Origin of the sequence: Streptomyces sp. NPDC056580, from assembly GCF_042793175.1 — a bacterium.
In the GTDB taxonomy this organism is placed as follows: domain Bacteria; phylum Actinomycetota; class Actinomycetes; order Streptomycetales; family Streptomycetaceae; genus Streptomyces.
In genome coordinates this window covers 585,036-609,679 of record NZ_JBHTVE010000001.1, presented here as the reverse complement: position 1 = coordinate 609,679, position 24,644 = coordinate 585,036, and the positions used below count along the sequence as shown (strand labels likewise).

22 protein-coding genes and 2 pseudogenes are annotated in these 24,644 nt (G+C 74.0%); 10 read left to right on the top strand and 14 right to left on the bottom strand.

Going from position 1 to position 24,644, the window contains the following annotated elements:
- Window positions 1–182: 182 nt before the first annotated feature.
- On the bottom strand, window positions 183–590 hold the full coding sequence (locus ACFQ9Z_RS02845; RefSeq protein ID WP_383009932.1) for an STAS domain-containing protein: 408 nt from the start codon (window positions 588–590) through the stop codon (window positions 183–185).
- A 470-nt stretch (window positions 591–1,060) separates the two neighbouring features.
- On the opposite strand from ACFQ9Z_RS02845, the gene ACFQ9Z_RS02840 reads away from it, so the two are divergent.
- Window positions 1,061–1,852, top strand: a complete 792-nt coding sequence (locus ACFQ9Z_RS02840) for a hypothetical protein (RefSeq protein WP_383009930.1) — start codon at window positions 1,061–1,063, stop codon at window positions 1,850–1,852.
- A 100-nt stretch (window positions 1,853–1,952) separates the two neighbouring features.
- Here ACFQ9Z_RS02840 and adh read toward each other — a convergent pair whose 3' ends face one another.
- From adh to xylB, 6 genes and pseudogenes are all read right to left on the bottom strand, one after another.
- On the bottom strand, window positions 1,953–3,476 hold the full coding sequence (gene adh, locus ACFQ9Z_RS02835; RefSeq protein WP_383009928.1) for an aldehyde dehydrogenase: 1,524 nt from the start codon (window positions 3,474–3,476) through the stop codon (window positions 1,953–1,955).
- A 56-nt stretch (window positions 3,477–3,532) separates the two neighbouring features.
- On the bottom strand, window positions 3,533–4,855 hold the full coding sequence (locus ACFQ9Z_RS02830; RefSeq protein WP_383009926.1) for a GAF domain-containing protein: 1,323 nt from the start codon (window positions 4,853–4,855) through the stop codon (window positions 3,533–3,535).
- 78 nt (window positions 4,856–4,933) lie between these two features.
- On the bottom strand, window positions 4,934–5,536 hold the full coding sequence (locus ACFQ9Z_RS02825) for an N-acetylmuramoyl-L-alanine amidase (protein ID WP_383009924.1): 603 nt from the start codon (window positions 5,534–5,536) through the stop codon (window positions 4,934–4,936).
- A 121-nt stretch (window positions 5,537–5,657) separates the two neighbouring features.
- Window positions 5,658–5,822: pseudogene (locus ACFQ9Z_RS02820) on the bottom strand (acetamidase); the annotation flags it as partial.
- A gap of 363 nt (window positions 5,823–6,185) precedes the next feature.
- Window positions 6,186–7,409, bottom strand: a complete 1,224-nt coding sequence (locus ACFQ9Z_RS02815; RefSeq protein ID WP_383009922.1) for an ROK family protein — start codon at window positions 7,407–7,409, stop codon at window positions 6,186–6,188.
- A 64-nt stretch (window positions 7,410–7,473) separates the two neighbouring features.
- Window positions 7,474–8,919 (bottom strand): xylulokinase, encoded by a 1,446-nt coding sequence (gene xylB, locus ACFQ9Z_RS02810; protein WP_383009920.1) that lies wholly within the window; start codon window positions 8,917–8,919, stop codon window positions 7,474–7,476.
- Window positions 8,920–9,104: 185 nt separating this feature from the next.
- Here xylB and xylA point away from each other — a divergent pair, with 185 nt between their 5' ends.
- Window positions 9,105–10,271: a xylose isomerase gene (xylA, locus tag ACFQ9Z_RS02805; RefSeq protein WP_383009918.1), complete on the top strand. Its 1,167-nt coding sequence runs from the start codon at window positions 9,105–9,107 to the stop codon at window positions 10,269–10,271.
- A 292-nt stretch (window positions 10,272–10,563) separates the two neighbouring features.
- Here xylA and ACFQ9Z_RS02800 read toward each other — a convergent pair whose 3' ends face one another.
- Window positions 10,564–11,877, bottom strand: a complete 1,314-nt coding sequence (locus ACFQ9Z_RS02800) for an SWF or SNF family helicase (RefSeq protein ID WP_383009916.1) — start codon at window positions 11,875–11,877, stop codon at window positions 10,564–10,566.
- Window positions 11,874–14,636 (bottom strand): DEAD/DEAH box helicase, encoded by a 2,763-nt coding sequence (locus tag ACFQ9Z_RS02795; RefSeq protein ID WP_383010312.1) that lies wholly within the window; start codon window positions 14,634–14,636, stop codon window positions 11,874–11,876. The genes ACFQ9Z_RS02800 and ACFQ9Z_RS02795 overlap by 4 nt, the downstream gene beginning before the upstream one ends.
- Window positions 14,637–15,032: 396 nt before the next feature.
- Between ACFQ9Z_RS02795 and ACFQ9Z_RS02790 the strand changes: the two genes are divergently transcribed.
- Window positions 15,033–15,215, top strand: coding sequence for a hypothetical protein (locus tag ACFQ9Z_RS02790; protein WP_143629017.1), 183 nt, complete (start codon window positions 15,033–15,035; stop codon window positions 15,213–15,215).
- A 53-nt stretch (window positions 15,216–15,268) separates the two neighbouring features.
- Here the strand turns inward: ACFQ9Z_RS02790 and ACFQ9Z_RS02785 are convergent, their stop codons facing one another.
- Both ACFQ9Z_RS02785 and ACFQ9Z_RS02780 read right to left on the bottom strand, forming a co-directional pair.
- Window positions 15,269–16,108: a hypothetical protein gene (locus ACFQ9Z_RS02785; RefSeq protein ID WP_383009914.1), complete on the bottom strand. Its 840-nt coding sequence runs from the start codon at window positions 16,106–16,108 to the stop codon at window positions 15,269–15,271.
- A gap of 158 nt (window positions 16,109–16,266) precedes the next feature.
- The gene (locus ACFQ9Z_RS02780; protein WP_383009912.1) at window positions 16,267–16,563 is read right to left on the bottom strand and encodes a hypothetical protein; all 297 of its coding nucleotides are present in this window, start codon (window positions 16,561–16,563) and stop codon (window positions 16,267–16,269) included.
- A 131-nt stretch (window positions 16,564–16,694) separates the two neighbouring features.
- Here ACFQ9Z_RS02780 and ACFQ9Z_RS02775 point away from each other — a divergent pair, with 131 nt between their 5' ends.
- Entirely contained in the window at window positions 16,695–17,564 is an 870-nt protein-coding gene (locus ACFQ9Z_RS02775) for an oxygenase MpaB family protein (protein WP_383010310.1), read from the top strand.
- Here the strand turns inward: ACFQ9Z_RS02775 and ACFQ9Z_RS02770 are convergent.
- Both ACFQ9Z_RS02770 and ACFQ9Z_RS02765 read right to left on the bottom strand, forming a co-directional pair.
- Window positions 17,541–17,912, bottom strand: a pseudogene (locus ACFQ9Z_RS02770) (PadR family transcriptional regulator); the annotation flags it as partial. The gene ACFQ9Z_RS02775 and the pseudogene ACFQ9Z_RS02770 overlap by 24 nt on opposite strands.
- Before the next feature lie 32 nt (window positions 17,913–17,944).
- Entirely contained in the window at window positions 17,945–18,544 is a 600-nt protein-coding gene (locus ACFQ9Z_RS02765; RefSeq protein ID WP_383009910.1) for a class I SAM-dependent methyltransferase, read from the bottom strand.
- Window positions 18,545–18,696: 152 nt separating this feature from the next.
- Here ACFQ9Z_RS02765 and ACFQ9Z_RS02760 point away from each other — a divergent pair, with 152 nt between their 5' ends.
- Genes ACFQ9Z_RS02760 through ACFQ9Z_RS02740 form a run of 5 tightly spaced genes read left to right on the top strand, consistent with a single transcriptional unit; the run spans window position 18,697 to window position 23,647 of the window.
- Complete coding sequence (locus ACFQ9Z_RS02760; protein WP_383009908.1) at window positions 18,697–19,470, top strand: MHYT domain-containing protein; 774 nt, start codon at window positions 18,697–18,699, stop codon at window positions 19,468–19,470.
- A gap of 48 nt (window positions 19,471–19,518) precedes the next feature.
- The gene (locus tag ACFQ9Z_RS02755; protein WP_383009906.1) at window positions 19,519–22,134 is read left to right on the top strand and encodes a nitrate- and nitrite sensing domain-containing protein; all 2,616 of its coding nucleotides are present in this window, start codon (window positions 19,519–19,521) and stop codon (window positions 22,132–22,134) included.
- A complete protein-coding gene (locus ACFQ9Z_RS02750) occupies window positions 22,131–22,568 on the top strand; it encodes a roadblock/LC7 domain-containing protein (RefSeq protein WP_383009904.1) in 438 nt (145 codons plus the stop codon). The genes ACFQ9Z_RS02755 and ACFQ9Z_RS02750 overlap by 4 nt, the downstream gene beginning before the upstream one ends.
- An 18-nt stretch (window positions 22,569–22,586) precedes the next feature.
- Entirely contained in the window at window positions 22,587–23,000 is a 414-nt protein-coding gene (locus ACFQ9Z_RS02745; RefSeq protein ID WP_383009902.1) for a DUF742 domain-containing protein, read from the top strand.
- 44 nt (window positions 23,001–23,044) lie between these two features.
- On the top strand, window positions 23,045–23,647 hold the full coding sequence (locus tag ACFQ9Z_RS02740; protein WP_383009900.1) for an ATP/GTP-binding protein: 603 nt from the start codon (window positions 23,045–23,047) through the stop codon (window positions 23,645–23,647).
- Between the two features lie 9 nt (window positions 23,648–23,656).
- Here ACFQ9Z_RS02740 and ACFQ9Z_RS02735 read toward each other — a convergent pair whose 3' ends face one another.
- Window positions 23,657–24,085 (bottom strand): PPOX class F420-dependent oxidoreductase, encoded by a 429-nt coding sequence (locus ACFQ9Z_RS02735; protein ID WP_383009898.1) that lies wholly within the window; start codon window positions 24,083–24,085, stop codon window positions 23,657–23,659.
- A gap of 92 nt (window positions 24,086–24,177) precedes the next feature.
- Here ACFQ9Z_RS02735 and ACFQ9Z_RS02730 point away from each other — a divergent pair, with 92 nt between their 5' ends.
- Window positions 24,178–24,588 (top strand): roadblock/LC7 domain-containing protein, encoded by a 411-nt coding sequence (locus ACFQ9Z_RS02730; protein ID WP_383009896.1) that lies wholly within the window; start codon window positions 24,178–24,180, stop codon window positions 24,586–24,588.
- Window positions 24,589–24,644: the final 56 nt, after the last annotated feature.

Genomic DNA, 24,644 nt, shown 5'->3' with positions numbered 1-24,644 from the left:
GTCGTGACCGGCCGGGCCGCCATCCGGCGCCCCCGGACGTGGGACCTGGCGGCGCTCCCACGGCTTCGCTCCCGCGGTCGGCGGGCCCCGCAGGTCCCCGGCCGCGCTCTCCCGCGCCCGGCACGGTGAGCTGCGGGCGACCGGCCGCCGCCCCGCCACCCGGCCGAGGAGCGGCGCGCTCCTCAGCCGGGGGAGGGGTGCGGCCAGTACGCGAGGCTGTCGGGCGAAGGGGCGGACTGCGTCGCGTCCGCTGCCGAGGCGTAGATCTCGTAGCTCTCGCGCATGCCGCTGATCTCGAACAGCCGGAGCACCCGGCCCGAGGAGCACGCGATGCGCAACGAGCCCTCGTGCTCCCGGATGCGCTTCGTGATCGCGACGATCACGCCCAGCCCCATGGAGTCCATGAACCCGACAAAGCCCAGGTCCAGCACGAAGTGGCGATGTCCTTCGTCGAGGAGCCTGATCATCGCTTCGCGGATCATGGGGGCGGTGTGGGCGTCCGGCTCACCGTCGACCTCGACGACGGTCCAGTCGCCGACCACGTCGTAGCTCACCATCATTTTCTCGTGCCGGATGATGTTCGTGCGCATGGCCGCTCCCTCGTCCGTGCCGCTCACCGGCCCTCGGCCGGCCGCTCGGCGAGCCCGGCGGCCCGCAACCGCGTGATCCTTCAGTGGGCCTGCCGGGTCACGGAGGTGTGCGGCCGCCTCGCGACGCCCGGGGCCGGGGCCTGGCACGTGCGGCTGGGCGGAGTGTCGTGAGGACAGGATATATCGGCAGGAAGAGCGTGTATCGTCGCCCGGCCCGGCCGCGGGCCGAGAAGGGGCGTCCGGCGGCGAGCTGCAGGGAGCGACCGGGGAGCCGCTGCTCCTCGGCCGCAACGCCGACCTCGGGTGGTCGCGGATATCACCGGTCGCGCGCCGCTGACCAGCTCGCCGGCCATCGTGTTCAGGATGTGTTCAGGCCCGGACGGGTCTCGGGCAACGTGAGCACCAGAGGCGCCAAAGCTCTGGCAAAGGGGTCTGGGGCAACGGCTGCCGGGCGTGTCATCGTGCCTGCCATGACGACAGATCACCTCATCGGGAAGCGGCCGCTGCGCCACGTACGACAAGCGGCGAGCAAGGTGCCGGAGGTGACCGTCTACTTCTGGATCATCAAGGTGCTGACGACCGGCATGGGGGAGACGGCCTCCGACTTCCTGGCGCAGGTGCTCGGGCCGGTCCCCGCTGTCGGCCTCGGCGGCATCGGCCTGGTGGCCGCCCTGACGGTGCAGTTCGCCGTCCGCCGGTACGTGGCCTGGATCTACTGGACGGCGATCGTCATGGTCAGCGTGTTCGGCACCATGGCAGCCGACGTCCTGCACGTCGGCCTCGGCGTGCCGTACACGCTCTCCACCCCGTTCTTCCTGGCCGGCCTGGCAGCCGTCTTCGCCCTCTGGTACCGCAGCGAGGGCACCCTGTCCATCCACAGCATCCACACCCGGCGCCGGGAGGCCTTCTACTGGGCCGCCGTGCTCGCCACGTTCGCACTGGGCACCGCCGCGGGCGACCTCACCGCCACGATCGGCCTGGGCTACCTGGGCTCCGCCGTCCTGTACGCCGCCGCGATCGCGGTGCCGGCCGTCGCTCACCGGTGGGGGAACCTGAACGCGGTGGCCGCGTTCTGGGCCGCTTACGTCATCACACGCCCGCTCGGCGCCTCTGTCGCCGACTGGATGGCCGTCGGCCACGGCAGGGGCGGACTCGGCCTGGGTCTGGGGCCGGTCACCCTGTCCTGGACGGTGGCGATCCTCGGCTTCGTCGGCTACCTGGCCGCCTCCCGCAAGGACGTCCAGCGCGACGTCGTGCGGTGACGGGACGCTGAACGGGGGCGTGCTCCGACTCGCCGCCCCGGACGCGCGCGGAAGGGCGCCCGGCCGGACACCTGCCCGGCCGGGCGCCCCTTTCCCGGGCCTAGAAGAAGCCCAGCTTCTGCGGCGAGTACGACACGAGCAGGTTCTTCGTCTGCTGGTAGTGGTCCAGCATCATCCGGTGCGTCTCCCGGCCGATGCCGGACTGCTTGTAGCCGCCGAACGCGGCGTGTGCCGGGTAGGCGTGGTAGCAGTTCGTCCACACGCGGCCCGCCTGGATCGCGCGGCCCGCGCGGTAGGCGGTGTTGACGTCGCGGGACCACACACCCGCGCCGAGGCCGTACAGCGTGTCGTTCGCGATCTTGATGGCGTCGTCGAAGTCGTCGAAGGAGGCCACCGAGACGACCGGTCCGAAGATCTCCTCCTGGAAGATCCGCATGCGGTTGTCACCCTCGAAGATGGTCGGCTGGACGTAGTAGCCGCCCTTCAGCTCCCCGTCGTACTCGATGCGTTCGCCGCCGGTGAGCACCTTGGCGCCCTCCTGCCGGCCGATGTCCAGGTAGGAGAGGATCTTCTCCAGCTGGTCGTTGGAGGCCTGCGCGCCGATCATCGTGTCGGTGTCGAGCGGGTGCCCCGTCTTGATCTGCCGGGTACGGGCCACCGCCGCCTCCAGGAACTCGGCGTAGTGGCCGCGCTGGACGAGCGCCCGGGAGGGGCAGGTGCACACCTCGCCCTGGTTGAGCGCGAACATCGTGAAGCCTTCGAGCGCCTTGTCCCGGAAGTCGTCGTCGTGCGCCCAGACGTCGTCGAAGAAGATGTTCGGCGACTTGCCGCCCAGTTCCAGCGTGACGGGCTTGATGTTCTCCGAGGCGTACTGCATGATCAGCCGCCCGGTCGTGGTCTCCCCGGTGAACGCCACCTTCGCCACCCGCGGGCTGGAGGCCAGCGGCTTGCCCGCCTCCACGCCGAAGCCGTTCACGATGTTGAGCACGCCCGGCGGCAGCAGGTCGGCGATCAGGCTCACCCAGTAGTGGATGGACGCCGGGGTCTGCTCGGCCGGCTTGAGGACGACCGCGTTGCCCGCGGCGAGCGCCGGCGCGAGCTTCCAGGTGGCCATCAGGATCGGGAAGTTCCACGGGATGATCTGCGCGACCACACCGAGCGGCTCGTGGAAGTGGTACGCCACCGTGTCGTCGTCGATCTCGCTCAGCGAGCCCTCCTGCGCGCGGATGGCGCCCGCGAAGTAGCGGAAGTGGTCGATGGCGAGCGGGATGTCGGCCGCCAGCGTCTCACGCACCGGCTTGCCGTTCTCCCAGCTCTCGGCCACCGCGAGAGCCTCGAGGTTCGCCTGCATGCGGTCGGCGATCCGCAGCAGGATGTCGGAACGCTCCGTCACCGAGGTGCGGCCCCAGCCGGGCGCGGCCTCGTGCGCGGCGTCCAGCGCCCGCTCGACGTCCTCCGCGGTGCCGCGCGCGACCTCGGTGAACGGCTGCCCGTTGACCGGTGACGGATTCTCGAAGTACTGCCCGCGCACCGGCGGAACGTACTCACCGCCGATGAAGTGGTCGTAGCGCGCCTGGTAGGAGACGATCGCGCCCTCGGTGCCGGGCGCCGCGTAACGGGTCATGCTGGTCTGCCTCCCGGTGAAGCGCTGCCCGCCGTTGGGCAGCTCTCGCCGCGAGGCTAGGCGCGCGGACGTTGCGAGTACGTTGCGCCGCGGCCCGGAGACGGCGCGGGCACCCGGCCCGGCGGCGGTGCCGGCAGGGCCAGCTCGCCCTCCAGCGCCGCCAGCCGCGCCCGTACCGAAGCCGACGGCCGCACCGCCGCCAGGGCCCGCCACACCTCCAGGTCGTCCTCGCCCCACGGGGTGCGCGCCCAGCCGGCCAGCAGGTCGGGGTCGCGGTGGGCGACGAGCGCCGACCGCATCCCGTCGGCGAGGCGCCGCCGGAGCCGTACCACCGCCGGGGCCTGGGAACCCGGCAGCAGCGGACCGGTGTACGCCGTCACCGCCCCGGTCAGCGCGCCCGCCTCCAGTCGCCGCTCCACCACGGTGACGTCGCACTCCACCGCCACCGTCAGCCGGTACGGCCGGGAAGCGAGCAGCCCCGGCCCGATCAGGCGCCGCAGCCGCGCCAGCTCGGCCCGCAGCGTCACCGGGGTCACCGCCTCGTCCTCGTACAGCGCGCAGAGCAGTTCGTCACCCGTCAGCCCCTCGGGGTGGCGGGCCAGCAGCACGAGGATCTCGCTGTGCCGGCGGCCGAGCCGGACGCGCCGTCCGCGCAGCCGGAGTTCGGCCTCGTCCCGGCCCAGCGCGCTGAGCAGGGCCGTCTCCTCGGCGTGCCGGGGCGGCGCGAGCAGCGCGAGCTGCGACTCGGCGGCCCGGGCCACCGCCTGCACGAAGCCCAGGCTGTGCGGGTGCGCCAGCCCGTCGCCACCGGTGATGTCGACAGCGCCCAGCACCCGCCCGGTGTGCGGGTCGTGGACCGGCGCGGCAGCGCAGGTCCACGGCTGCACCTGCCGTATGAAGTGCTCCGCCGCGAACACCTGCACCGGCCGGTCCAGCGCGACCGCCGTACCCGGCGCGTTGGTGCCCACCGCCGCCTCGGACCAGAGCGCGCCCGGCACGAAGTTCATCCGGTCGGCCCGGCGCCGGGTCGCCGGGTGCCCCTCCACCCACAGCAGTCTGCCGTGCGCGTCGCACACCGCCAGCAGATGCTCGCCGTCGGCGGCGAACGAGCCCATCAGCTCCCGGAACAGGGGCATCACCCTGGCCAGCGGGTGCTCGGCCCGGTGGGCGCCGAGGTCGCCGTCGGTCAGCTCCACGTTGGCGGTGCAGTCCGGCCCGACACCGGCCCGCGCGCTGCGCCGCCACGACTCGGCCACCACCGAGCGCACCGGGCGGGGCACCGTGCCCGCCGTCGTGAACGTCTCGTGCGCCCGGCGCAGCGCCAGGACGCGCTCGGCGGGGTCGGCCCCCGGTTCCAGGGCCACCCAGGGATCGGTCAATTGGCCCTCCCGGACGGTGAAACGGCTGGCTCCATCGTCACGCGGCGGGTCGGCGGGGACAACCGGTTCGACAGCCGCCTAGGCGAAATTGACCAGTCTGATGTAGCGAACCCAGTCCCACAGCGGCCCGGGATCGGTGTGGTTGCTGCCGGGTACCTCGTAGTGGCCGATGATGTGCTGTCTGTCCCTGGGAATGCCGTAGTGGGCGCAGACGGCGGCCGTCAGTTTCGCGGACTGCTCGTAGAGGGCGTCGGTGAGGTACGCCGGCTGGTCCACCCAGCCCTCGTGCTCGATGCCGATGCTGCGCGTGTTGTAGTCCCAGTTGCCCGCGTGCCAGGCGACGTTCGCCTCGCGCACGCACTGGGCCACGTGACCGTCCGCCGAACGGACCACGTAGTGGGCGGACACCTTCTTGTCGGGATTGCGGAAGATGGCGAGCGTGTCGTTGTACGTCTCCTGGGTGATGTGGATGATGACCCGGTCGATGGTGTAGCTGGCGGGCCGGTTCGACGCCGTGTAGTTGGTGGAGACCGCCGGCTGCCACTCGGCCGCGGGGTAGTCGACGGCTGCCAGAGCTCCCGCGGGGGCGTCGGGGAGCAGCGCGCCCGGGACCGCGGCGAGCGCCGCGCCCATCAGGATCCGTCTTCTGCTGAGCTGGAGTCGGGGCCGGTTCGTGTCCATCGTCGGCTGCCTTTCGGGAGCGGGTGGGGGGACGGGGGACGTGCCGTGGACGGCTGACGCGACGTCAGTGGGGGGAGCTACGGTTCCGCGCGGGTCGCGCGTGCGTGTCGTGCGTCAGTCACCGCACCAGGTCAAGCTGCGGTATCGGGAACGCGTCCTCCAGCGGACGCGCCGAGCCGGTCGAGATCGGCCGCGTGTCTGACTCCAACCGGGGCCAAGGGGCGGTGCCACCCCCGAGGCGGCCGACTGTCACCACCGTGCTCGTCTCGCACTCCACGCTCACTCCTCCCCGTGCGTGTCGGCGCCTTTCCCCCCGAGGGGCGGCAGCCGGCCTCACTCGATGTGTGTGTTCCGTGCCGCGAGAGGCACCGCCGCGCAGACACGGCTGCGATGGGGTGGCGGATGCTTCGCGTGCGAATCACGGTACGGCGTGGGGAAGTTGGGCAGAAGAGTGCGCCGTGGATCGGTGGACAGGGCGCGCGTTGTGAACAACTCGGCCGCCCGATCGGGTGAGGGCGGTCCGCCGGCTCGGTCCGTCAGGCCCGCTGCTCCGTGGTGGGCCGGGCCCGTTCCCCGGTGGAGGCCCACTGCCGGTGCCCGGGCCCGGCCTCCACCCCGGCTCCCGGGCCCGGCCGTGAGCCGCGGTGCGTCAGCCGCGCGCCGCCGCGGGCCGTTCCGCGACCGTCGCCGGATCGTCGAGCACCGCGCGGACGACATAGTGGGCCGCGCCGAGCAGCGGACCCTCGGGGCCCAGTCCTGACACGGACACCGGGCAGACCGGTCCCGCCGTACGGTCCGCCAACTCCGCCTCCAGCGAGGGCAGCAGCCAGGGGGACAGGCCCGCGAGCGCGCCGCCCAGGACCACCGTCTCGGGGTCGAGCAGATTGACGGCCCCGGTCAGGGCTATGCCGAGGGCCGAGCCGGCGTCCCGCAGGGCCCGGCGTACGGCCTCGTCGCCCTCCTCGGCGCGCTCCGCGAGCAGACCGGCCAGGTTCTCGCGCGGCTCGAGGCCGGCCGCGCGCAGCACCGCCTCCTCGCCGGCGTACTGCTCCAGGCAGCCGCGCCCTCCGCACGGGCAGGCGGGTCCGTCGGGACGGACCGGCACATGGCCCAGCTCGCCCGCGAAACCGCGGGTTCCGCGCAGCGGCCGCCCGTCCACGACCACCGCGGCGCCGATGCCGATCTCGGCCGACACGTGCAGGAAGTCGCGCGGTGTGCCGGCGCCGAGCCACAGCTCCGCCATGGCGCCGAAGTTGGCCTCGTTGTCCACGGTCAGCGGCGGCCCGCCGGGCAGCAGCGAACCGAGGTCCACATCGTGCCAGTCGAGGTTCGGGGCGCGTACGACGGTGCGGCCGTCGCGCGCCACGAGTCCCGGCACGGCGACCGCGAGCCCGGCGGGCCACAGGCCTTCCCGCCCCGCCTCCGCCACGACCCGGCCCACCAGCTCCGTCAGCTCCTCGAGCACCGGCTCCGGGGCCCGGCCCCGGTTCGCGCCGTACCGCACGGCGCGTGTGCGGACCGTGCCGCGCAGGTCGACCGCGCACACCGCGAGATGGTCCACGCCGATCTCCGCCCCGATGCCGGCCGGGCCGCGTCCGCTCACCGCGAGCGCCGAACCGGGACGGCCCACCCGGCCGGGCCGCTCCGGGCCCAGCTCCTCCAGCAGACCCCAGCGGATCAGCTCGTCCACGAGGGTCGACACCGCAGCCCGGGTCAGCCCGATGTGTGAGGCGACCGCGGCCCGGGACAGCGGACCGGCCGCGCTGACGGCGTGCATCACCCGGGCGAGGTTGCGCCGGCGCATGCCCTGCTGAGTGTCAGGCAGGGAGCGTCCGGTACCGCGCGAGCGGTCCTCGTGCAGCGGTGCGGTCATGCCCTTCGTCAGTCCTCGGTGTGTGCGGCCGGCCCAGGACTCCCGCTCGGGGCGGGTCCCGGCCTCAGCGCGGTTCCGTCCCCCGCTCGAGCAGCGGGGCCGCGTCGGAGAGTACCCCGCTGATCCGGGCCAGCGTCGCCTCGTCCCGCTGCACGGCCTCCAGCACCGGGCCGGCGGCCGTGTTCCAGCGGCGGGCGACCGCGCCGGGATCCTCCCCGGTCAGCAGGCCCGCGGCCTGTGCGGCGGCACCCAGGGCCACCAGTTCCCCGGCCCGGGGGACCTGCACCGGCCGCCCCGACAGCCGCCGTACCGTCTGCTGCCAGGCGGCGCCCCGGGCTCCACCGCCGATCAGCAGCAGCGGCGTGGTGCGGTCCGCGTCCTCCTCCAGGACCAGTTCGAGCGCGCCGAGCAGTGCGTGCACCGCCCCGTCGTAGGCCGCCTGCAGCAACTGGCCGGCCGTCGTGTCGTGACGCAGCCCGTGCAGCAGACCGGAGGCGTGGGGGAGGTTCGGGGTCCGCTCGCCGTCCAGGTACGGCAGCAGGGTGACGGAGGCGCCGGGCTCCACGGCCTCCCGGTCCAGGCCCAGCAGCGCCGCGACACGGTCCACGGCGAGGGTGCAGTTCAGTGTGCACGCGAGGGGCAGCCAGTCCCCGTGCGCGTCCGCGAAACCGGCCACCGTGCCCGTCGGATCGGCGGGGCGGCGCCGGGCGACCGCGTACACCGTGCCCGACGTGCCGAGGCTCAGCACCGGCGTGCCAGGCCTGAGCCCGAGGCCCAGCGCGGCTGCGGCGTTGTCACCGGTGCCCGGGGCCACCAGCGTGCCCTTGGAGAACGGCAGGTCGTGACTGTCGCGCACGGTGCCGGCCACCTCGCCGGGCCGCACCACCCGGGGCAGCAGCGCCGGGTCGAGCCCCACATGGGCCAGCGTCTCCTCGTCGTACGCCTCCGTGCCCGCGGCCCACCAGCCGGTGCCGGACGCGTCGCCGCGGTCGGTCGTGCCCTGCCCGGTCAGCCGCTCGGTGAGGTAGTCGTGCGGGAGCCGCACCGCCCTGGTGGCGCGGACGGCCTCCGGCTCGTGCTCGGCCAGCCAGGCCCACTTCGTCACCGTGAACGACGCACCGGGCACGCTGCCGGTCCGCTCCGCCCACGCCTTCGGGCCGCCCAGCTCCTCGACGAGCCGACGGGCCTGCGGAGCCGAGCGGACGTCGTTCCACAGCAGTGCCGGGCGCACCGGCTCGCCGTGCCCGTCCAGCGTGACCAGGCCGTGCTGCTGGCCGCCGATCGACACCGCGGCGGCCTCGTGCGCCGGCTCGCCGCACTGGCGCAGCGCCTCGCACAGGGCGTCCCACCACTGGCGCGGGTCACTCTCCCGGCCCGCCCCCGAGGACACGGTGTGCGGCGCCTGGCCGCTCGCCACCACCTCGCCGGTGGCCGCGTCGACGACCAGTGCCTTCGTGGACTGGGTGGAGGTGTCCACGCCCACGACGAGCGGACCCTCGGCTGCTGACATCGGGCTCTCCCTCTTTCCGCGGCTCCGCGGGATGTGCCGTGACCCGGCAGGACATAGGTCCGCGGCGGCGGTGGAACGGATCCCCCGCCGGCGAGGACACACCTTGTCTCTTCCCAGAGGTGCGTGCGCATACTAATTTGTAAACGGCCATGACGAAATAGTCGTACCAAGCAAGGAGCCGCGGCATGAACTACCAGCCCACCCCCGATGACAGGTTCACCTTCGGCCTGTGGACCGTTGGCTGGCAGGGCAGGGACCCGTTCGGCGACGCCACCCGCCGCGCCCTCGACCCGGTCGAGACGGTGCAGCGCCTGGCGGAGCTCGGCGCCCACGGAGTGACCTTCCACGACGACGACCTGATCCCCTTCGGGTCCTCGGACACCGAGCGCGAGTCCCACATCAAGCGCTTCCGGCAGGCCCTGGACGCCACCGGCATGACCGTGCCGATGGCCACCACCAACCTCTTCACGCACCCCGTCTTCAAGGACGGCGCGTTCACCGCCAACGACCGCGACGTCCGCCGCTACGCCCTGCGCAAGACGATCCGCAACATCGACCTGGCCGCCGAGCTGGGCGCGAAGACGTACGTCGCCTGGGGCGGCCGCGAGGGCGCCGAGTCCGGCGGCGCCAAGGACGTCCGCGCGGCGCTCGACCGCATGAAGGAGGCCTTCGACCTCCTCGGCGAGTACGTCACCTCGCAGGGGTACGACCTCCGGTTCGCCATCGAGCCCAAGCCCAACGAGCCGCGTGGCGACATCCTGCTGCCCACCGTCGGCCACGCGCTGGCCTTCATCGAGCGCCTGGAGCGCCCCGAGCTGTACGGCGTCAACCCCGAAGTGGGCCACGAGCAGATGGCCGGGCTGAACTTCCCGCACGGCATCGCGCAGGCCCTGTGGGCGGGCAAGCTCTTCCACATCGACCTCAACGGCCAGTCCGGCATCAAGTACGACCAGGACCTGCGGTTCGGCGCCGGCGACCTGCGGGCCGCGTTCTGGCTGGTCGACCTGCTGGAGAGCGCCGGTTACGAGGGGCCCCGCCACTTCGACTTCAAGCCGCCGCGGACCGAGGACCTCGACGGCGTCTGGGCGTCGGCGGCCGGCTGCATGCGCAACTACCTCATCCTGAAGGAGCGCGCGGCGGCGTTCCGCGCCGACCCGGAGGTCCAGGAGGCGCTGCGCGCCTCGCGGCTGGACGGACTCGCCCAGCCCACCGCGTCGGACGGCCTGCGGGCACTGCTCGCCGACCGCGCGGCCTTCGAGGACTTCGACGTGGCGGCGGCCGCCGCGCGCGGCATGGCCTTCGAGCGGCTCGACCAGCTCGCCATGGACCACCTGCTGGGCGCCCGGGGCTGAGACCGGCAAGCCCGCCGGGCGGCTGGGGTCCTGAGCCGCGATCCGGGGGGCGGCCGGCGTCCGGAACGGTGATCCGGTGGGCGGTTCGGGTCCGGCACGGTGATCCGCGGGGCGGCCCAGGTCGGACGCCGTGATCCGGCGGGCGGCTGGGGTCGATTCGGCGGCGGACGCCGGCCGGGTTCGGCGTCCGCCCGGGCGCCTGTTGCTGCCGTCCGGCGGCGGGGTCGGCGGGCATCGCCCAGCGGGCCCCGGTCCCGCCGCCGGTGTCCCGCCGGTGTGGAAGTGACGGCCGTCAGCCGCCCGCGGGCGTACCGGCCTCCGGGCCGAGTCGCGCCGCGGCCAGCGCTGTCGCCGGGTTCCGGTCCGGGGCGCCGGCCGGAAGCCAGTGTCCGTCCTCCTTCCGGTACGGCCACCAGCGGCCGTCCCGCCCGAGGCGGAGCTGTACCTCTTCGTCCGGGACCGTCCACCGGTTGCCGACCGACAGGAACGACGGCCGATCGTCCGCCTCCCAGGCCGCGTCCAGTGCCGCACGCGCGCGTGCGAGCGCCACGTCCCGGACCTGCCACTCCTCGTCGAGCACGGCCAGGGCCGCGGCGCCTCCCAGGCGCCAGGCACGAACGGCCCTCGCCAGCCCCTCGCGGCCCCGCCCCGATCCATGCGCGAGCCGCTCGGCCACGGCGTCGGGAACGGCGCCGTCGGCGTCGGCGAGCCGTACGACGTCCACGGCCGCCGCCGGCTCGCGGTGGTCCGGCGCCTCGGGACCACCGCTGCCGCGGGCCTGTGCCAGCAGCCGGTGGGCCTGCTGGGCCGTCCTCCCGGCCAGGTACCGCAGCACCTCGGGATCGAGTGCCGGCACCGGTGCGGTGCCCGCCTCGTAGGACGGCGGACCGCCGGGCGCCTCCGGGAGGGCGGGCAGCGCGGGGAGCGCGGGGAGGATGTCCGCGGCCGCCCACGCCTCCGCCGCGTCCACGCCCTCGCTCGCGTCCGCCTCGCCCGGCTCCGCCGGATCGTCCGGGGGCTTGTTGCTCCGCTGGTGCAGTTCGCGCAGGAACCTGCTCTCCGCCCGGCCGCGCACGAGCAGCAGCACGAACGGATCCTCGTCCAGCAGCCGTGCCACCTGATGGCACAGGGCCGCGGTGTGACCGCAGTGGTCCCACTCGCCGCAGTCGCACTCGGGTTCCAGGTCGCCGAGCCCGGGCAGCAGCTCGATCCCCCTGACCGCGGCGTCCTCGATCAGGTGCGACGGCAGGTCCCCGTCGAGGAGCGCCGCCAGATGTCCGGCCTGCTCCACGGCCAGGTCGAGGAACCGGGCCCACTCCAGCTCGGACAACTCGGGCACCAGGACGTCGGCCCGGTGCGCCGTGCCCTTCGGCTCCCGGACGACGGCGGTGATCCGTCCCGGCCGCACGGTCACCGCGCCCACCTCGCCCGCGCGCGCGAGCCGGCGCCCCGCCTTCACCGCGGTGGCGTCCAGTGCCGCGTCCTCCAGTGCCGCCAGCCATGCGCGGCCCCACCAGGTCCGCGCGAACGCCCGCCCGCGCGCGGGCGGCAACGCGGCGAACTGGCGCTCCACGCCGCTGTCCTGCTCCTGGCCGTGACTGCTCATCGCGCCTCCCCGCGCAGTTCCACCAGTGCGGCGAGTTCCGCGTCCGTCAGTTCCGTCGGTTCCACCGGCGCGGCCCCGCCGGCGCCGAGCACTGCGTCCGCGAGCGCGCGCTTGCGCCCGAGCATCTCCGCGATGCGGTCCTCGACGGTTCCCTCGGCGATCAGCCGGTGCACCTGCACGGGCCGGGTCTGCCCGATGCGGTACGCCCGGTCGGTGGCCTGCGCCTCGACCGCGGGGTTCCACCAGCGGTCGTAGTGCACCACGTGCTCGGCCCTGGTGAGGTTCAGGCCCGTTCCCGCGGCCTTGAGTGACAGCAGGAAGACGGGTACCGCACCGTCCTGGAAGCGGCGCACCAGCGTCTCGCGCTCGGCGACCGGGGTGCCCCCGTGCAGCAGTTGCGAAGGGACCCCGCGGGCCTTCAGATGCCGTTCGAGCAGCCCGGCCATGCGCACGTACTGCGTGAAGACCAGCACCCCCGAACCCTCGGCGAGGATGGTGTCGAGCAGCTCGTCGAGCAGTTCCAGCTTGCCGGAGCGTCCCGCGAGTTCCGGATCTTCCTCCTTGAGGAACTGCGCCGGGTGGTTGCAGATCTGCTTCAACCCGGTCAGCAGCTTCACGACGAGGCCCCGGCGGGCCATGTCGCCGGCGTCCGCGATCTGGCCGAGGGTCTCGCGCACGAACGCCTCGTACAGGCCGGTCTGCTCGTGCGTCAGGGCCACGGGATGGTCGGTCTCGGTCTTCGGCGGCAGTTCCGGCGCGATGCCAGGGTCCGACTTCCGGCGCCGCAGCAGGAACGGACGCACGAGCCGCGCCAGACGCTCCGCGGCGGCCGGGTCCCCGCCGCCCTCGACGGGCCGCGCGTACCGCATGCGGAAGTCGCCCAGGCGGCCGAGCAGCCCCGGCGTGGTCCAGTCGAGGATCGCCCACAGCTCCGTGAGGTCGTTCTCGACCGGTGTGCCGGTGAGCGCCACGCGCGCGCGTGCGTCGATGGAGCGCAGTGCGCCCGCGGTCGCCGCGTAGGGGTTCTTCACGTGCTGTGCCTCGTCGGCGACGACCATCCCCCAGGGCACTCCGGCGAGCCGCTCGGCGTCCATGCGCATGGTGCCGTAGGTGGTGAGGACGAACTCGCCCTCGGAGAGGGAGTCGAGGCCGCGCCCGGGGCCGTGGAACCTGCGCACCGGGACGCCGGGCGCGAACCTGCCGATCTCGCGCTGCCAGTTGCCGAGCAGGGACGCCGGGCAGACCACCAGCGTGGGGCCGGCCGACTCGGGGTCCGCCTGCCGGTGCAGATGGAGCGCGATCAGGGTGACCGTCTTCCCAAGGCCCATGTCGTCGGCCAGGCAGCAGCCCAGCCCGAGGGCCGTCGTCCTGGCCAGCCAGCCCAGGCCGCGCGACTGGTAGTCCCGCAGGGTGGCCGCGAGACCGGGAGGCGGTCCCACGGGCTCGGCCGCCTCCGGGTCCGCGAGCCGTTCCCTGAGCTGCGCCGGCCACCCCGTGGGCCGCACGTCGACCCGGTGGCCGTCGACCTCGGTGGAGCCCGTCAGGGCGGCGGCCAAGGCCTCCACCGGGGTGATGGAACGGTCCTCGCGGCCGCGCGCGCGAGCCGCCTCGCTGGGATCGACGAGCACCCACCGGTCGCGCAACCGGACCAGGGGTCGCTTGGCCTCGGCCAGCAGGTCCAGTTCCGCGCGCGACAGGTCCTTCCCGCCCAGTGCGAACGACCACCGGAGCACCGGCCGGTCATGCGCGGAGCGGAACGCCGGCCGTGCCGGGGCCTGCCCGTCCGGCGGGCCGACGGACGCGTGCGCGGTCAGCCCGCGGGACAGCTCCTTCGGCCAGTGCACGTCGACGCCGGCGGCTGCCAGGGCCTGGGCGCCCTCGCCCAGGAGGTCGGCGATCTCCTCGTCGGCGAGGTGCACCACGTCGGGCACGGCGGCGGTGAGCAGGGGAGTCAGCGGCGCCCATGCCCGGACCGCGCGCCGCAGGGCCAGCAGCGTGTCGGCCCGCGCGCGCGGGCCGAACGCCTCACGCGTGGCTGTCGGGCCGGACCAGAGCCCGGCGGCGTCCACGACGTCCACCGTCCCGCTCGTAGCGTGCACCTGGAGCACCGCGCGGAACCGCACGGCGTCGTGAACCTCGCGGGTGCCGTCGCGGAGCCCGTGCGCCTCCACACGCAACGACAGCCGTACGCCCGTGTCGTGGCCGGCGGCGACGTCGTCGGCCCACCCGCGCAGGCCGGGCAGGTGCTGGGGCTCGGGCGCGGCGAACGCGGCGCCGCCCGCCACGAGCTGGGCGGCGGGGGAGCGGGGCAGGGCGTCGGCGACGGCGTCCAGGAAGGAGCGCACCAGCCGCTCCGGGTCCGGCAGGCGGGGCCGGCCGTCCAGCGTGAGAGGCGTGGCGTGCGCCTCCGGGGGCATGGCGGCGGCGAGCTCACGGACCAGCTCGGCGTCGCGCGCGGACAGCGGTCCGACCCGCCACATGTCGTGGTCGGCCGGCGAGAGGCCGGGCAGCAGCAGACCGCGCGCCAGTAACCGCAGGGCGAGCAGGCCGGCCGTGCCCCAGAACGCGGTCGCCCGGTGCCGGCCGTCCGGCTCCGGCCGGGTGAGCACCGGGAGGGCCGCGCGGACCGGCAGCAGCAGGGCGGGCAGCCGCACCCGCTCCACGGCGCCGTCCGGCGCGGGCAGCACCAGGTCGAGCTCCGCGACGGAGCCCTCGGCGGCGGCAGGCGGTGCTTCGCCGTCGGGCCGCCAGAAGGCCATCGTGCCCGCGCGGGGCGGATCGGACGGGAGGAAGACCGCGCAGCAGCGGTTCAGCTCCGAGGGCCCGGGCGGGCCGCACGGCTCGGGTGGCTCGGACGGTTCGGGGAGTTCGGCGAGTTCGGACGGCTCGCACAGGTCAGGGAGTTCGGACGGCTCGGACGGTTCGCTGGTGATCCTCTGCACGACTCTGCCCGCACTCCTCAAATTTGACTACCGGCTCGGAGCGGCCGAGGGTACAGCACGCCGCGGGGCCGGCTCGAACGGCCGGACTGTGACGCGGGCCACTAGGGGATGTGTCTCGGGGATGTCTCAGGGTCAGGTCCCGGAACCGCGGGGAGCGTGCGGCCGTTCTCAAGGCAGAGAGCGGCAAGAGCTGCCGCGGAGGAGGCGACGCTCATGTCCAAGAACGCGAAGATCGCCGCAGGGGGCGTGGCGGTCGGTCTGCTCCTGCTGATCTGGCTGCCCTGGTGGGTGTCGTTCCTCATCGTGGTGGGGGTCCCGGTCGCCGCCTACCTGGCCCTGGACCCCTCGCAACGGCGAAGGCTCCGCCGCGTCTCGAGAAAGGAGCTCGGCCGCTGAGGGGCCGGCCGGCAGGAGCCGTGCCACCACGGGGGCGGCACGGCTCCACCGGCTCACAGAGGCCGAACGGCGATCTTGTCGAGCGCCTCCAGAAGGCCGGGCAGTTCGGGGCCCCGGCCCACCGGCAGCACCTCGCCCGGCTCCTCGTCCAGCAGGACGAACGCGATGTCGTCGGTGCGGGCCACGATCGACCAGCCGGGGCCGTCGGCCCGCAGCGTGCGGGCGTCGCCCGGGGCGAACGAGGAGCGGACCCGGCCGAGCGGCGGCGGCGAGTCGATGTAGGCGCGCGCCTCGGCCAGTACGCGCCGGATGCCCTGGTGGCCGGGCTTGGGACCGCTCTCGCCGCCGTCCGCCGGGGACTGAGCCGCCTGGGACCGCCTGTCGGAGGGCGCGTAGTCGTCGCCGAGCTGCTCCCGCCAGACCGCCCACTGAAGCGCGATCTCGTCGGCGCCCAGGCGTCGCTGGGCCGGCCCCCAGGAGCTGGTGTCCGGCGGGGCCAGCGCGGGCCCGTCCGCGGCGTCCGGAGTGGGGTCATGGGGTGCGGGCACCCCCGGTGCGGCGACGGCGAGCGCCAGTGGCCAGCCCGGCAGGGCGGCCACCACCGTGTTCTCGTCCGGCGACAGTTCGTACTCCATGCCGCAGTCCCAGGACGCGATCGCCACGGCGACCAGCGAGACGTCGTCGATGGCGACCGTCCAGCGGGCGCCGTCACCGTCCTGCCCCAGCACCAGGCCGTACCCGTCGGCGCGCGGCGCCAGACCCAGTGCCGCGCAGGCCTCCGGGTAGTCGTCGCCCAGCACGCTCGGGAACTGTGCGGGCGTCAGCAGCACCGCCGTGAGCACATACAGCGCCTCGTCCGCGGCGGCGACGGCCTGCTCGTCCGTCCCGGCCATCACAGCCCTCCCAGTGGTTCGTCCATCGGCGCGCACCCTAGTGTGCGGGGGAGGTGCTTGTCACGACTCCCCACACCACGCGGAGCTGCAGGTTTCCGCCTGGACAGGGGCGAAACGGCTCTCCGGCGGGAGGCCCTGACCCGCGGCCGGCACCAGGCTCAGGCGGCCGGCAGGCCCAGGAGGTCACGGGCGACCGCCCGGGGTGACTCGTTGCGTTCCAGGGCCAGCGCGACGACCGCCCGGCACGCCAGCTCGCTCACCCCGAAGGACAGCGCCTCCGGCGACACCCACGCCGCCGCGTCGTCGATGCCGTCCTGGTCGTCCGCCGTGCGGGCCGCCACGTAGGCCGCCGCGGCCTCGAACAAGTTGTGCGGAGGCCGTTCCCGGCCCTCCGCCGCCTCCGCACGCGGGGAGGTGCGGAGCCTGGCGGCGTACTTGCGCATCGTGTCGAACACGGGGACCCGCCTTCCTCTGAACGGGGTCGTCATCGACCACCCATCCGGCTCTGTTCAACGTAGAGTTGAAGCTCCAGCGGTAGAAGGGGGCAGTGACGGTGCGCTTCGACCGGCTCAGGCGGATCCGGCGGATGGACCCGGTGGCGGACGCTCACGAGATCTACCGGCTCAGCACGGCGTTCGAATTCCCGTGGGACTACACCCGGGCCCTCGAACTCGCTCTGTACCGCACCTACGCCGTACCCTCCATCGGGCGGCTGCTCGCACGGACGGGAGAGCTGACCGAGCGGGCGCAGAAGCGCTACGACGACACAGCGCTGCTCCTGGACACCGTCGTCGAACACGGCTTCGCAGCCCCCGAGGGCCGCACCGCGATCCGCCGCATCAACCAGATGCACCGCAGCTACGACATCAGCGACGACGACATGCGGTACGTGCTGTCAACCTTCGTGGTGGTGCCCCGGCGCTGGATCGACGCCTACGGCTGGCGCCGTCTGTCCCGGCACGAGGTCGTCGCCGCCACCGAGTACTACCGCACCCTCGGCCGGCACCTGGGCATCCCCGGCGTCCCGGAGACCTACGAGGAGTTCGAGGCGCTGCTCGACGGCTACGAGCAGGCGCACTTCGCCTGGGACGAGCAGGCCCGGCGGGTCTCCGACGCCACGCTCGAGCTGATGGCGTCCTGGTATCCGCGCCCGCTGGCGCCCCTGTTGCGCACGGCCACGCTCGCCCTCCTCGACGAACCCCTGCTGCGCGCCTTCCGCTACGAGCCGCCGGGCCCTGTCTCCTCCGCGCTCGTGCGCCGCGCGGTCCGGACGCGCAGCCGGCTGGTCCGGCTGCTCCCGCCCCGCCGCGCACCGCACTTCGCGCGGCAGAACCGGGAGATCAAGAGCTACCCGAACGGCTACCGTCCGGCCGACCTGGGCACCCGCCCGGTTCCGGGGATGGGCGGCTGCCCGGTGCGGCACCTGGGCGCCTCAGCGGGTGACGTCCCCGAGTGAGGCAAGGGTGTCGCTCAGCCAGGCGAGTTCGGCCCGGCTCGTGGCCCGTGCGATGGTGAGGACGCCGCGCCGGAACGGATCGTCCAGTTCCTCCGCGCTCAGCGGCCGGTCGCCGTCATAGAAGAAGCTCGCCGGCTCCTCCAGGAAGGCGAGCCGGCGGCGCAGCACGGTCGCCTGAGCGGCCGGATCGCCGAGGCGCCGGAGGAACGCGAGCAGGGTGAACCAGTGGTTCTCGTCGGTGATCTCGCGCTGTCCGGGCTCCGCCAGGCGACGGCGCAGCTCCCGCCTGCCCTCCTCGGTGAGCGTCATGACGCGCCGCGGCGCGGCGACGGCGCCCGGCGTGGCGGCCGTGGCCGGACAGCGCTGACGCGCCCCCGCGGTCAGTCCTCCCGCGCCGCCAGCGCGAGGAAGCGGGCGTCCTCGTCGACGTAGGAGGTCATGCGCCACCCGGCGCGTTCCAGCAGCGGGCCGAGGTTGGCCTCGGCCCGCAGGTCGTCCGGGGTGATCTGCCGCCCCTGACGCGCCGCCAGGGCGGCCCGGCCGATGGGGTGGAACAGCGCCAGCGTGCCGCCCGGACGCACCACACGGGCCAGTTCCCGCAGATTCTCCACGGGCCGGGGGAGGTGCGCGATCAGGCCGGCGGCGAAGACCGCGTCCAGGACACCGCCGCGCAGCGGCAGCGCGGCGACGTCCGCGAGCAGCAGTCCCCCTTCTTGATCCCGGCCTGCCCGGCGGGCGGCCTGGAGCATCGCCGGGGTCAGATCGATACCGGCGACCACCCCGGCCGGCCCGACCGCGGCGCGCAGGGGCGGCAGCGCGCGGCCCGTACCGCAGCCGGCGTCGAGCACGCGGTCGCCCGGACGCAGTCCGAGCGCCGCCACGGCGGCCGCGTAGGCGGGGCCGTCGTCGGGGAACCTGCTGTCCCATCCGGCGGCGCGGGCGGTGAAGAACTCCTGGACGTGTGTGTGGTCGTCGCTCATGTTCCGCATGATCCCTCACCGACACGGGGGACACTCGGGCGCACACGTTCGGGCGAGACCCGATCGTTCCGCCGCCTCTCTGCGTCATATTCCAACACCTTTCGAAATGCGCCCCCTTTGTGCGCCCCTGCCCCGGCTAGCGTCCCGGGGCCATGGGACACCTGGACCACGCCGCCTTCGGCTGGCTGACCCCCGTGCTGTCGTACCTGATGGCCTGCACGGGCGCCGCACTGGGACTGCGCTGCACCGTCCGCGCGCTCGCCGCCACCGGCCGGTCGCGCCGCAACTGGCTCCTCACCGGGGCCTCCGCGATCGGCACGGGCATCTGGACCATGCACTTCGTGGCCATGCTGGGCTTCCGCGTCAGCGGCACCGGCATCCGCTACGACATACCCCTGACCATCCTCAGCCTGGTCGTCGCCATGGCGGTCGTCTGCGCCGGCGTCTTCGCCGTCGGCTACAGCCGGGACCGCAACCGCGCGCTCCTGCTCGGCGGGCTCACCACCGGGCTGGGCGTCGCCAGCATGCACTACCTGGGCATGGCAGCCGTACGCCTGCACGGCGGCGTGACGTACCAGCCCGTCCTCGTCGGCATCTCGGTGCTGATCGCCGTCGTCGCGGCGACCGTGGCCCTGTGGGCGGGGCTCAACATCAAGTCGCCCCTCGCGGTCGCCCTGGCCTCCCTCGTCATGGGAGCGGCCGTCAGCAGCATGCACTACACCGGAATGTTCGCGGTGCGGGTGCGCGTCACCCCCTCCGGCGACCCCCTGCCCGGGGCCACGGCGATGCAGTTCATCTTCCCCCTCGCCGTCGGCCTCGGGTCCTATCTGTTCCTCACCTCGGCCTTCGTCGCCCTCTCGCCCACGGCAGGCGAGCGCGAGGCGTCCGCCTCCGCACAGCGCCCCGTGCAGAGCCCGGCCCGCTAGCCGGAGCCCGGCCCCGGACCCCCGTCCCACCCACCGAGCGAGGAGGCCATGCGCCCACCCCGTGACACCCCGCAGGCCGGCTCACCCGGCCGGCCCCCGTCCCCGCCGCGCGGACGCCGCGCGCACGCCGGACCACCGGCCGACGAGGGCAGCGACCGGCCCCTCGGCCTTCCGCTGAACGCCGCGCCCGCGCGCGTGGGACGCCGGCGGCTCCGCCCCCGCACGGTGCGCGCCAAGGTGATCTGCCTGCTGATGGTGCCCGTCGTCTCCCTGCTCGCCCTGTGGGCCTACGCCACCGTCAGCACCGCGCAGGACATCGCCCGGTTGCGCCAGTCCCAGCGTGTCGACACCGAACTGCGCGCCCCGGTGGCCGCGGCCGTCGCGGCGCTGCAGAACGAACGGGCGGCGGCCGTGCGCTACGCCGCCGATCCCGGCCCGGCCCGCGCCGACGACCTGCGGAGCCAGGCCGCGCGCACCGACCGCGCGCTGACCGGGCTGCGCCTCGGCGACGACAGCACGGTCGCCGACGGCCAGGAACTCCCCGGCCGGGTCTCCGGGCGGCTCGAGGCGTTCGTCTCCGGCGCCGAGCGGCTGCACGCGCTGCGGAGCGCCGTGCTCGACCGCAGAGCCGGCTGGAGCCAGGCGTACGACCAGTACACGAGGACCATCGGCACGGCTTTCACGGTGGACGGCGCCCTCACCGGCATCCAGCAGGCCGACGTCGGCTCCGACGCGCGCGTGCTGCTCGAGTTCTCCCGCGCCGCCGAGGCACTGGCCCAGGAGGACGCCGTCCTCGGCGGCACGCGTCCGGACGGCCGGCTCCAGGGCGAGCGGCAGCGGCTGTTCGCCGCCGCCGTCGCCACCCGCCGCACGCTCACCGAGGCCGCAGTCGCCGACCTGCCCGGCCCCCAGCGCGCCGCCTGGCGCCGCCTGGCCGGCAACGGCGCGCATACCGCTCTCACCGCCACCGAGGACAGGATCCTCGCCGCCGGATCAGGCGGCAGGGCCGTCGGCACGGCCCCGGGCACCACCTGGAACAGCGCCCACGCGCGCGTACGGGACGACATGCGGACCCTGGCGGCGGACACCGGGCGGGCCGTCGCCGGGCGGTCGGACCCCTACCGGCGCGGACTGCTGAGTCCGGCGGGCGCCGCGGTGCTCTTCGGTCTGGCCGCCGTCGCCGCCTCACTCGTCATCTCCGTCCGCATCGGCCGGGCCCTCGTGGTCGAGCTGGTCAGCCTGCGCAACGACGCACTGGAGATCGCCCGCCGCAAACTTCCCGCGGCGATGCGGAGACTGCGCACCGGTGAGGAGATCGACGTCGAGGCCGAGGCACCCGCCGGCCCGGCCGCGGAGGACGAGACGGGCCAGGTCGCAGAGGCCCTGACCATCGTGCACCGCGCCGCCCTGCGCGCGGCCGCGGAGCGCGCCGAACTCGCCGGGGGCATCTCCGGGGTCTTCGTCAACCTGGCCCGGCGCAGCCAGGTGCTGGTCCACCGCCAGCTCAGCCTCCTGGACAGCATGGAGCGGCGCTCCGACGACCCGGACGAGCTGAGCGACCTGTTCCGGCTCGACCACCTCACCACCCGGATGCGGCGTCACGCCGAGAGCCTGATCATCCTCTCCGGAGCGGCACCCGGCCGGGCCTGGCGCACACCGGTGCTCCTCACCGACGTCGTACGCGCCGCGGTGTCCGAGATCGAGGACTACGCGCGTGTGGAGGTGCGCGGACTCCCGGCGGCCTCCGTCGTCGGAGCGGCGGTCGCCGACCTCACCCACCTGCTGGCCGAACTGGTCGAGAACGCCGCCCAGTTCTCGCCGCCCCACACGCGCGTGCGGATCACCGGGGAGCCCGTCGGCAACGGCTACGTCCTGGAGGTCGAGGACCGGGGTCTCGGGATGGGGGCCGAGCTGCTCGCGGAGGCGAACCGGCGGATCGAGCAGTCCGAGGCCCTCGATCTGTTCGACAGCGACCGCCTCGGACTCTTCGTGGTCAGCAGACTCGCCTCCCGGCACGGCATCAAGGTGCGCCTGCGCACGTCTCCCTACGGAGGCACGACCGCCGTCGTCCTGCTGCCCACCGTCCTTCTGCACACCGGACCCCCGGAACGCCCAGCGGAGGAGCCGCCGCCGGCCACCCAGCGGCGCGCCGGGCACGCGCGCGTACCGGAGAACTCTCCGGCCGCCTCCGAGGTCACCGCCCGGACCGGCCCGGCCGCCCTCACCGCCCCGGCACACCGGTCCCCGGCCACTCGAGCCCCGGCTCCGCCTTCCGCCCCCCAGCCCTCGGCTCCCGCGCACCAGGACCCGCCCCCCGCACCCCAGCCCCCCGCGTACCGGCCCTCGACGCCGGCACACGAACCGCCTCCCCGCAAAGTCACCGCCTTGAGGCCGCACCGTCCGCCACGGGACGACGGACCCTGCGACGACCTCCCGCGCCGCGTGCGCCAGGCGAACCTCGTCCCCCAGCTCCGCCGGCAACGTGCCGAGGAGCCGGCTTTGGAACCCGCCCCGCGCGGTGACGACGCGCGCACCCCCGAGCTCGTACGGGACCGCATGGCGGCCTACCGCGACGGCTGGGTCCGGGGCGGCGGACAAGCCGGCCGTGGCGTCGTCCGCGGAACCGGAACGGGCAGTGAGAGCAGTGAAGGAGACCCGGCATGATCCACGAACCGAACACGACGGCCGCCCAGCGATCCGGCGAACTCGACTGGCTGCTGGACGACCTGGTGATGCGGGTGAGCGAGGTGCGGCACGCCGTCGTGCTGTCCAACGACGGCCTCGCCGTGGGCGCCTCCACCGGCCTGCGGCGGGACGACGCGGAACACCTGGCCGCCGTGGCCTCCGGCTTCAACAGCCTCGCCAAGGGCGCCGGTCGTCACTTCGGGGCGGGCGGCGTACGCCAGACCATGGTGGAGATGGACGACGCCTTCCTCTTCGTGGCGGCCGCCGGAGAAGGCTCATGCCTCACCGTGCTCACCGCCGTCACCGCTGACATCGGCCTGGTCGCCTACGAGATGGCACGGCTGGTCAGACGCGTCGGCGAGCATCTGTACACCGCGCCGCGCACCACCGCCCGGCCGCCCGCCGCCGGATGATCCGGGAGGGCGGCGGCGATGACCCACACCCCGACCGGCGGCCCGCGCGAGCCGGGCAGCCAGTGGTACGACGGCGAGGCCGGACCTCTCGTCCGCCCCTACGCCATGACCGGCGGACGCACCCAGCCCGGACCCACCGGAGTGCGCTTCGACCTGATCGCCCTCGTCACCCTCGACCCGGCCGCACCTGCGGACGACGACGACACCGAGCTCGGGCCCGAACACCGGGCCCTGATCGACCTGTGCCGCCTCGAGACGCAGTCAGTCGCCGAACTCGCGGCCGGTGCGGACCTGCCGGTGGGCGTGGTCAGAGTCCTCCTCGGCGACCTGCTCGAACTGGGCCGTGTCACCGTCAGCCGCCCGGTGCCCCCGGCCCGCCTGCCGGACGAGCGCGTGCTGCGCGAAGTCATCGAGGGCCTGCGGGCGCTGTAGACGACGAACCCTGTGGAACCCAACTCACGCCGAGAGAAGTGATCATGGTCTCCGAGCACTCCGACGCAGCGGCCGACAGCTCCGCCCTGGCCCTGAAGATCCTGGTCGCCGGCGGCTTCGGGGTCGGCAAGACGACCCTCGTCGGCGCCGTCAGCGAGATCCGTCCGCTGCGTACCGAGGAACTGCTCAGCGAAGCCGGTCAGTCGGTGGACGACACCGACGGAGTGGACCACAAGGTCACCACGACCGTCGCCATGGACTTCGGGCGCATCACCATACGCTCGGGCCTGTCCCTGTACCTCTTCGGGACACCGGGGCAGGACCGTTTCTGGTTCCTGTGGGACGAACTCTCCCAGGGAGCGCTCGGCGCCGTGGTCCTCGCCGACACCCGGCGCCTGGAGGACTGCTTCCCCGCGGTCGACTACTTCGAGCACCGGCGCATCCCGTTCGTGGTGGCCGTCAACTGCTTTCCCGGAGCGCGCGGCTACGGCGCCCGCGAGGTCTCCCGGGCGCTCGACCTGGACCGCGGAACACCCGTCGTCCTGTGCGACGCGCGCGACCGGAACTCCGGCAAGGAAGTACTCATCCAGCTCGTCGAGTACGCCGGGCGGATGCACACCGCCCGGCTCCTCGACTCCGTCGGCTGAACCGCCTGTTCAGGCGGCCAGGTCCTTCACCGCCACCACCTTGTCGACGGTGACCCTGACGAGCAACTCGCCCGGGACACCGTTGCGGGCGCCGTACTCCTCGGCGCGCTCCTCGCCCATGTACCGGGCGGCGATGCGGGTGGCCCACAGCCGCACGTCGTCCAGTTCCTCCGACAGCCGGGCCCGGCCGGTAAGCACCACGAAGTGGAACGGCGGCCGGTCGTCGTCCACGCACAGGGCGATACGCTCGTCACGGGCGAGATTGCGCCCTTTCACGGTCCCCTTGCCGGTGTTGAAGACCAGTTCGTCCCCGTCCAGCAGGAACCAGATGGGGGCCACGTGCGGGCTCCCATCGGCACTGACGGTGGACAGCTTGCCGGTTCGGGTGCCGTTCGAGACGAACGCCCGCCATTCCTCATCGGTCATCTTCTGTGCCATACGCCCATCCTGCTTGCCCGGACGCCGGTCGTGGGGAAGGCTGGCGGACAGGTCCTCCGGCCAGGAGGAGACGCCACACGGGGAGGCGGAACATGGCGCAGAACCAGGGACTCGGCTGGCTCCTGGACGATCTGACCGAGCGAGTGGACCATGTGCGGCACGCGCTGGTGCTGTCCAACGACGGGCTGGTCACCGGGGCGAGCACCGGACTCCGCCGGGAGGACGCCGAGCACCTGGCCGCGGTCGCCTCCGGGCTGCACAGCCTGGCGAAGGGATCCGGACGCCACTTCGGCGCGGGCACGGTCCGCCAGACGATGATCGAATACGACGACGCCGTGCTGTTCGTGACCGCGGCCGGTGCCGGAAGCTGCCTGTGCGTGCTCAGCGGCGCGGAAGCGGACATCGGCCAGATCGGCTACGAGATGACCCTGCTCGTCAACCGCGTCGGCGAGCACCTCGGCGTGGACCCCCGGCAGCCGGATCGCCCCCTGACGGACCTCTGACCAGCGTGCTCCGCTGAGCCGCGGAGTTTTCCACAGGCTCACCGCACCCCGCACCG

What these genes read in the sequence shown, in the direction of transcription:
- xylA (WP_383009918.1), top strand. Translation starts at nt 9,105, where the DNA reads ATGAACTACCAGCCCACCCCCGATGACAGGTTCACCTTCGGCCTGTGG.
- ACFQ9Z_RS02795 (WP_383010312.1), bottom strand. Translation starts at nt 14,636, where the DNA reads ATGGCCTTCTGGCGGCCCGACGGCGAAGCACCGCCTGCCGCCGCCGAG.
- ACFQ9Z_RS02750 (WP_383009904.1), top strand. Translation starts at nt 22,131, where the DNA reads ATGATCCACGAACCGAACACGACGGCCGCCCAGCGATCCGGCGAACTC.
- ACFQ9Z_RS02775 (WP_383010310.1), top strand. Translation starts at nt 16,695, where the DNA reads ATGGACCCGGTGGCGGACGCTCACGAGATCTACCGGCTCAGCACGGCG.
- ACFQ9Z_RS02840 (WP_383009930.1), top strand. Translation starts at nt 1,061, where the DNA reads ATGACGACAGATCACCTCATCGGGAAGCGGCCGCTGCGCCACGTACGA.
- ACFQ9Z_RS02800 (WP_383009916.1), bottom strand. Translation starts at nt 11,877, where the DNA reads ATGAGCAGTCACGGCCAGGAGCAGGACAGCGGCGTGGAGCGCCAGTTC.
- ACFQ9Z_RS02760 (WP_383009908.1), top strand. Translation starts at nt 18,697, where the DNA reads ATGGGACACCTGGACCACGCCGCCTTCGGCTGGCTGACCCCCGTGCTG.
- xylB (WP_383009920.1), bottom strand. Translation starts at nt 8,919, where the DNA reads ATGTCAGCAGCCGAGGGTCCGCTCGTCGTGGGCGTGGACACCTCCACC.
- ACFQ9Z_RS02730 (WP_383009896.1), top strand. Translation starts at nt 24,178, where the DNA reads ATGGCGCAGAACCAGGGACTCGGCTGGCTCCTGGACGATCTGACCGAG.
- ACFQ9Z_RS02785 (WP_383009914.1), bottom strand. Translation starts at nt 16,108, where the DNA reads ATGGCCGGGACGGACGAGCAGGCCGTCGCCGCCGCGGACGAGGCGCTG.
- ACFQ9Z_RS02755 (WP_383009906.1), top strand. Translation starts at nt 19,519, where the DNA reads ATGCGCCCACCCCGTGACACCCCGCAGGCCGGCTCACCCGGCCGGCCC.
- ACFQ9Z_RS02845 (WP_383009932.1), bottom strand. Translation starts at nt 590, where the DNA reads ATGCGCACGAACATCATCCGGCACGAGAAAATGATGGTGAGCTACGAC.
- ACFQ9Z_RS02745 (WP_383009902.1), top strand. Translation starts at nt 22,587, where the DNA reads ATGACCCACACCCCGACCGGCGGCCCGCGCGAGCCGGGCAGCCAGTGG.
- ACFQ9Z_RS02790 (WP_143629017.1), top strand. Translation starts at nt 15,033, where the DNA reads ATGTCCAAGAACGCGAAGATCGCCGCAGGGGGCGTGGCGGTCGGTCTG.
- ACFQ9Z_RS02765 (WP_383009910.1), bottom strand. Translation starts at nt 18,544, where the DNA reads ATGAGCGACGACCACACACACGTCCAGGAGTTCTTCACCGCCCGCGCC.
- ACFQ9Z_RS02740 (WP_383009900.1), top strand. Translation starts at nt 23,045, where the DNA reads ATGGTCTCCGAGCACTCCGACGCAGCGGCCGACAGCTCCGCCCTGGCC.
- ACFQ9Z_RS02815 (WP_383009922.1), bottom strand. Translation starts at nt 7,409, where the DNA reads ATGACCGCACCGCTGCACGAGGACCGCTCGCGCGGTACCGGACGCTCC.
- ACFQ9Z_RS02825 (WP_383009924.1), bottom strand. Translation starts at nt 5,536, where the DNA reads ATGGACACGAACCGGCCCCGACTCCAGCTCAGCAGAAGACGGATCCTG.
- adh (WP_383009928.1), bottom strand. Translation starts at nt 3,476, where the DNA reads ATGACCCGTTACGCGGCGCCCGGCACCGAGGGCGCGATCGTCTCCTAC.
- ACFQ9Z_RS02735 (WP_383009898.1), bottom strand. Translation starts at nt 24,085, where the DNA reads ATGGCACAGAAGATGACCGATGAGGAATGGCGGGCGTTCGTCTCGAAC.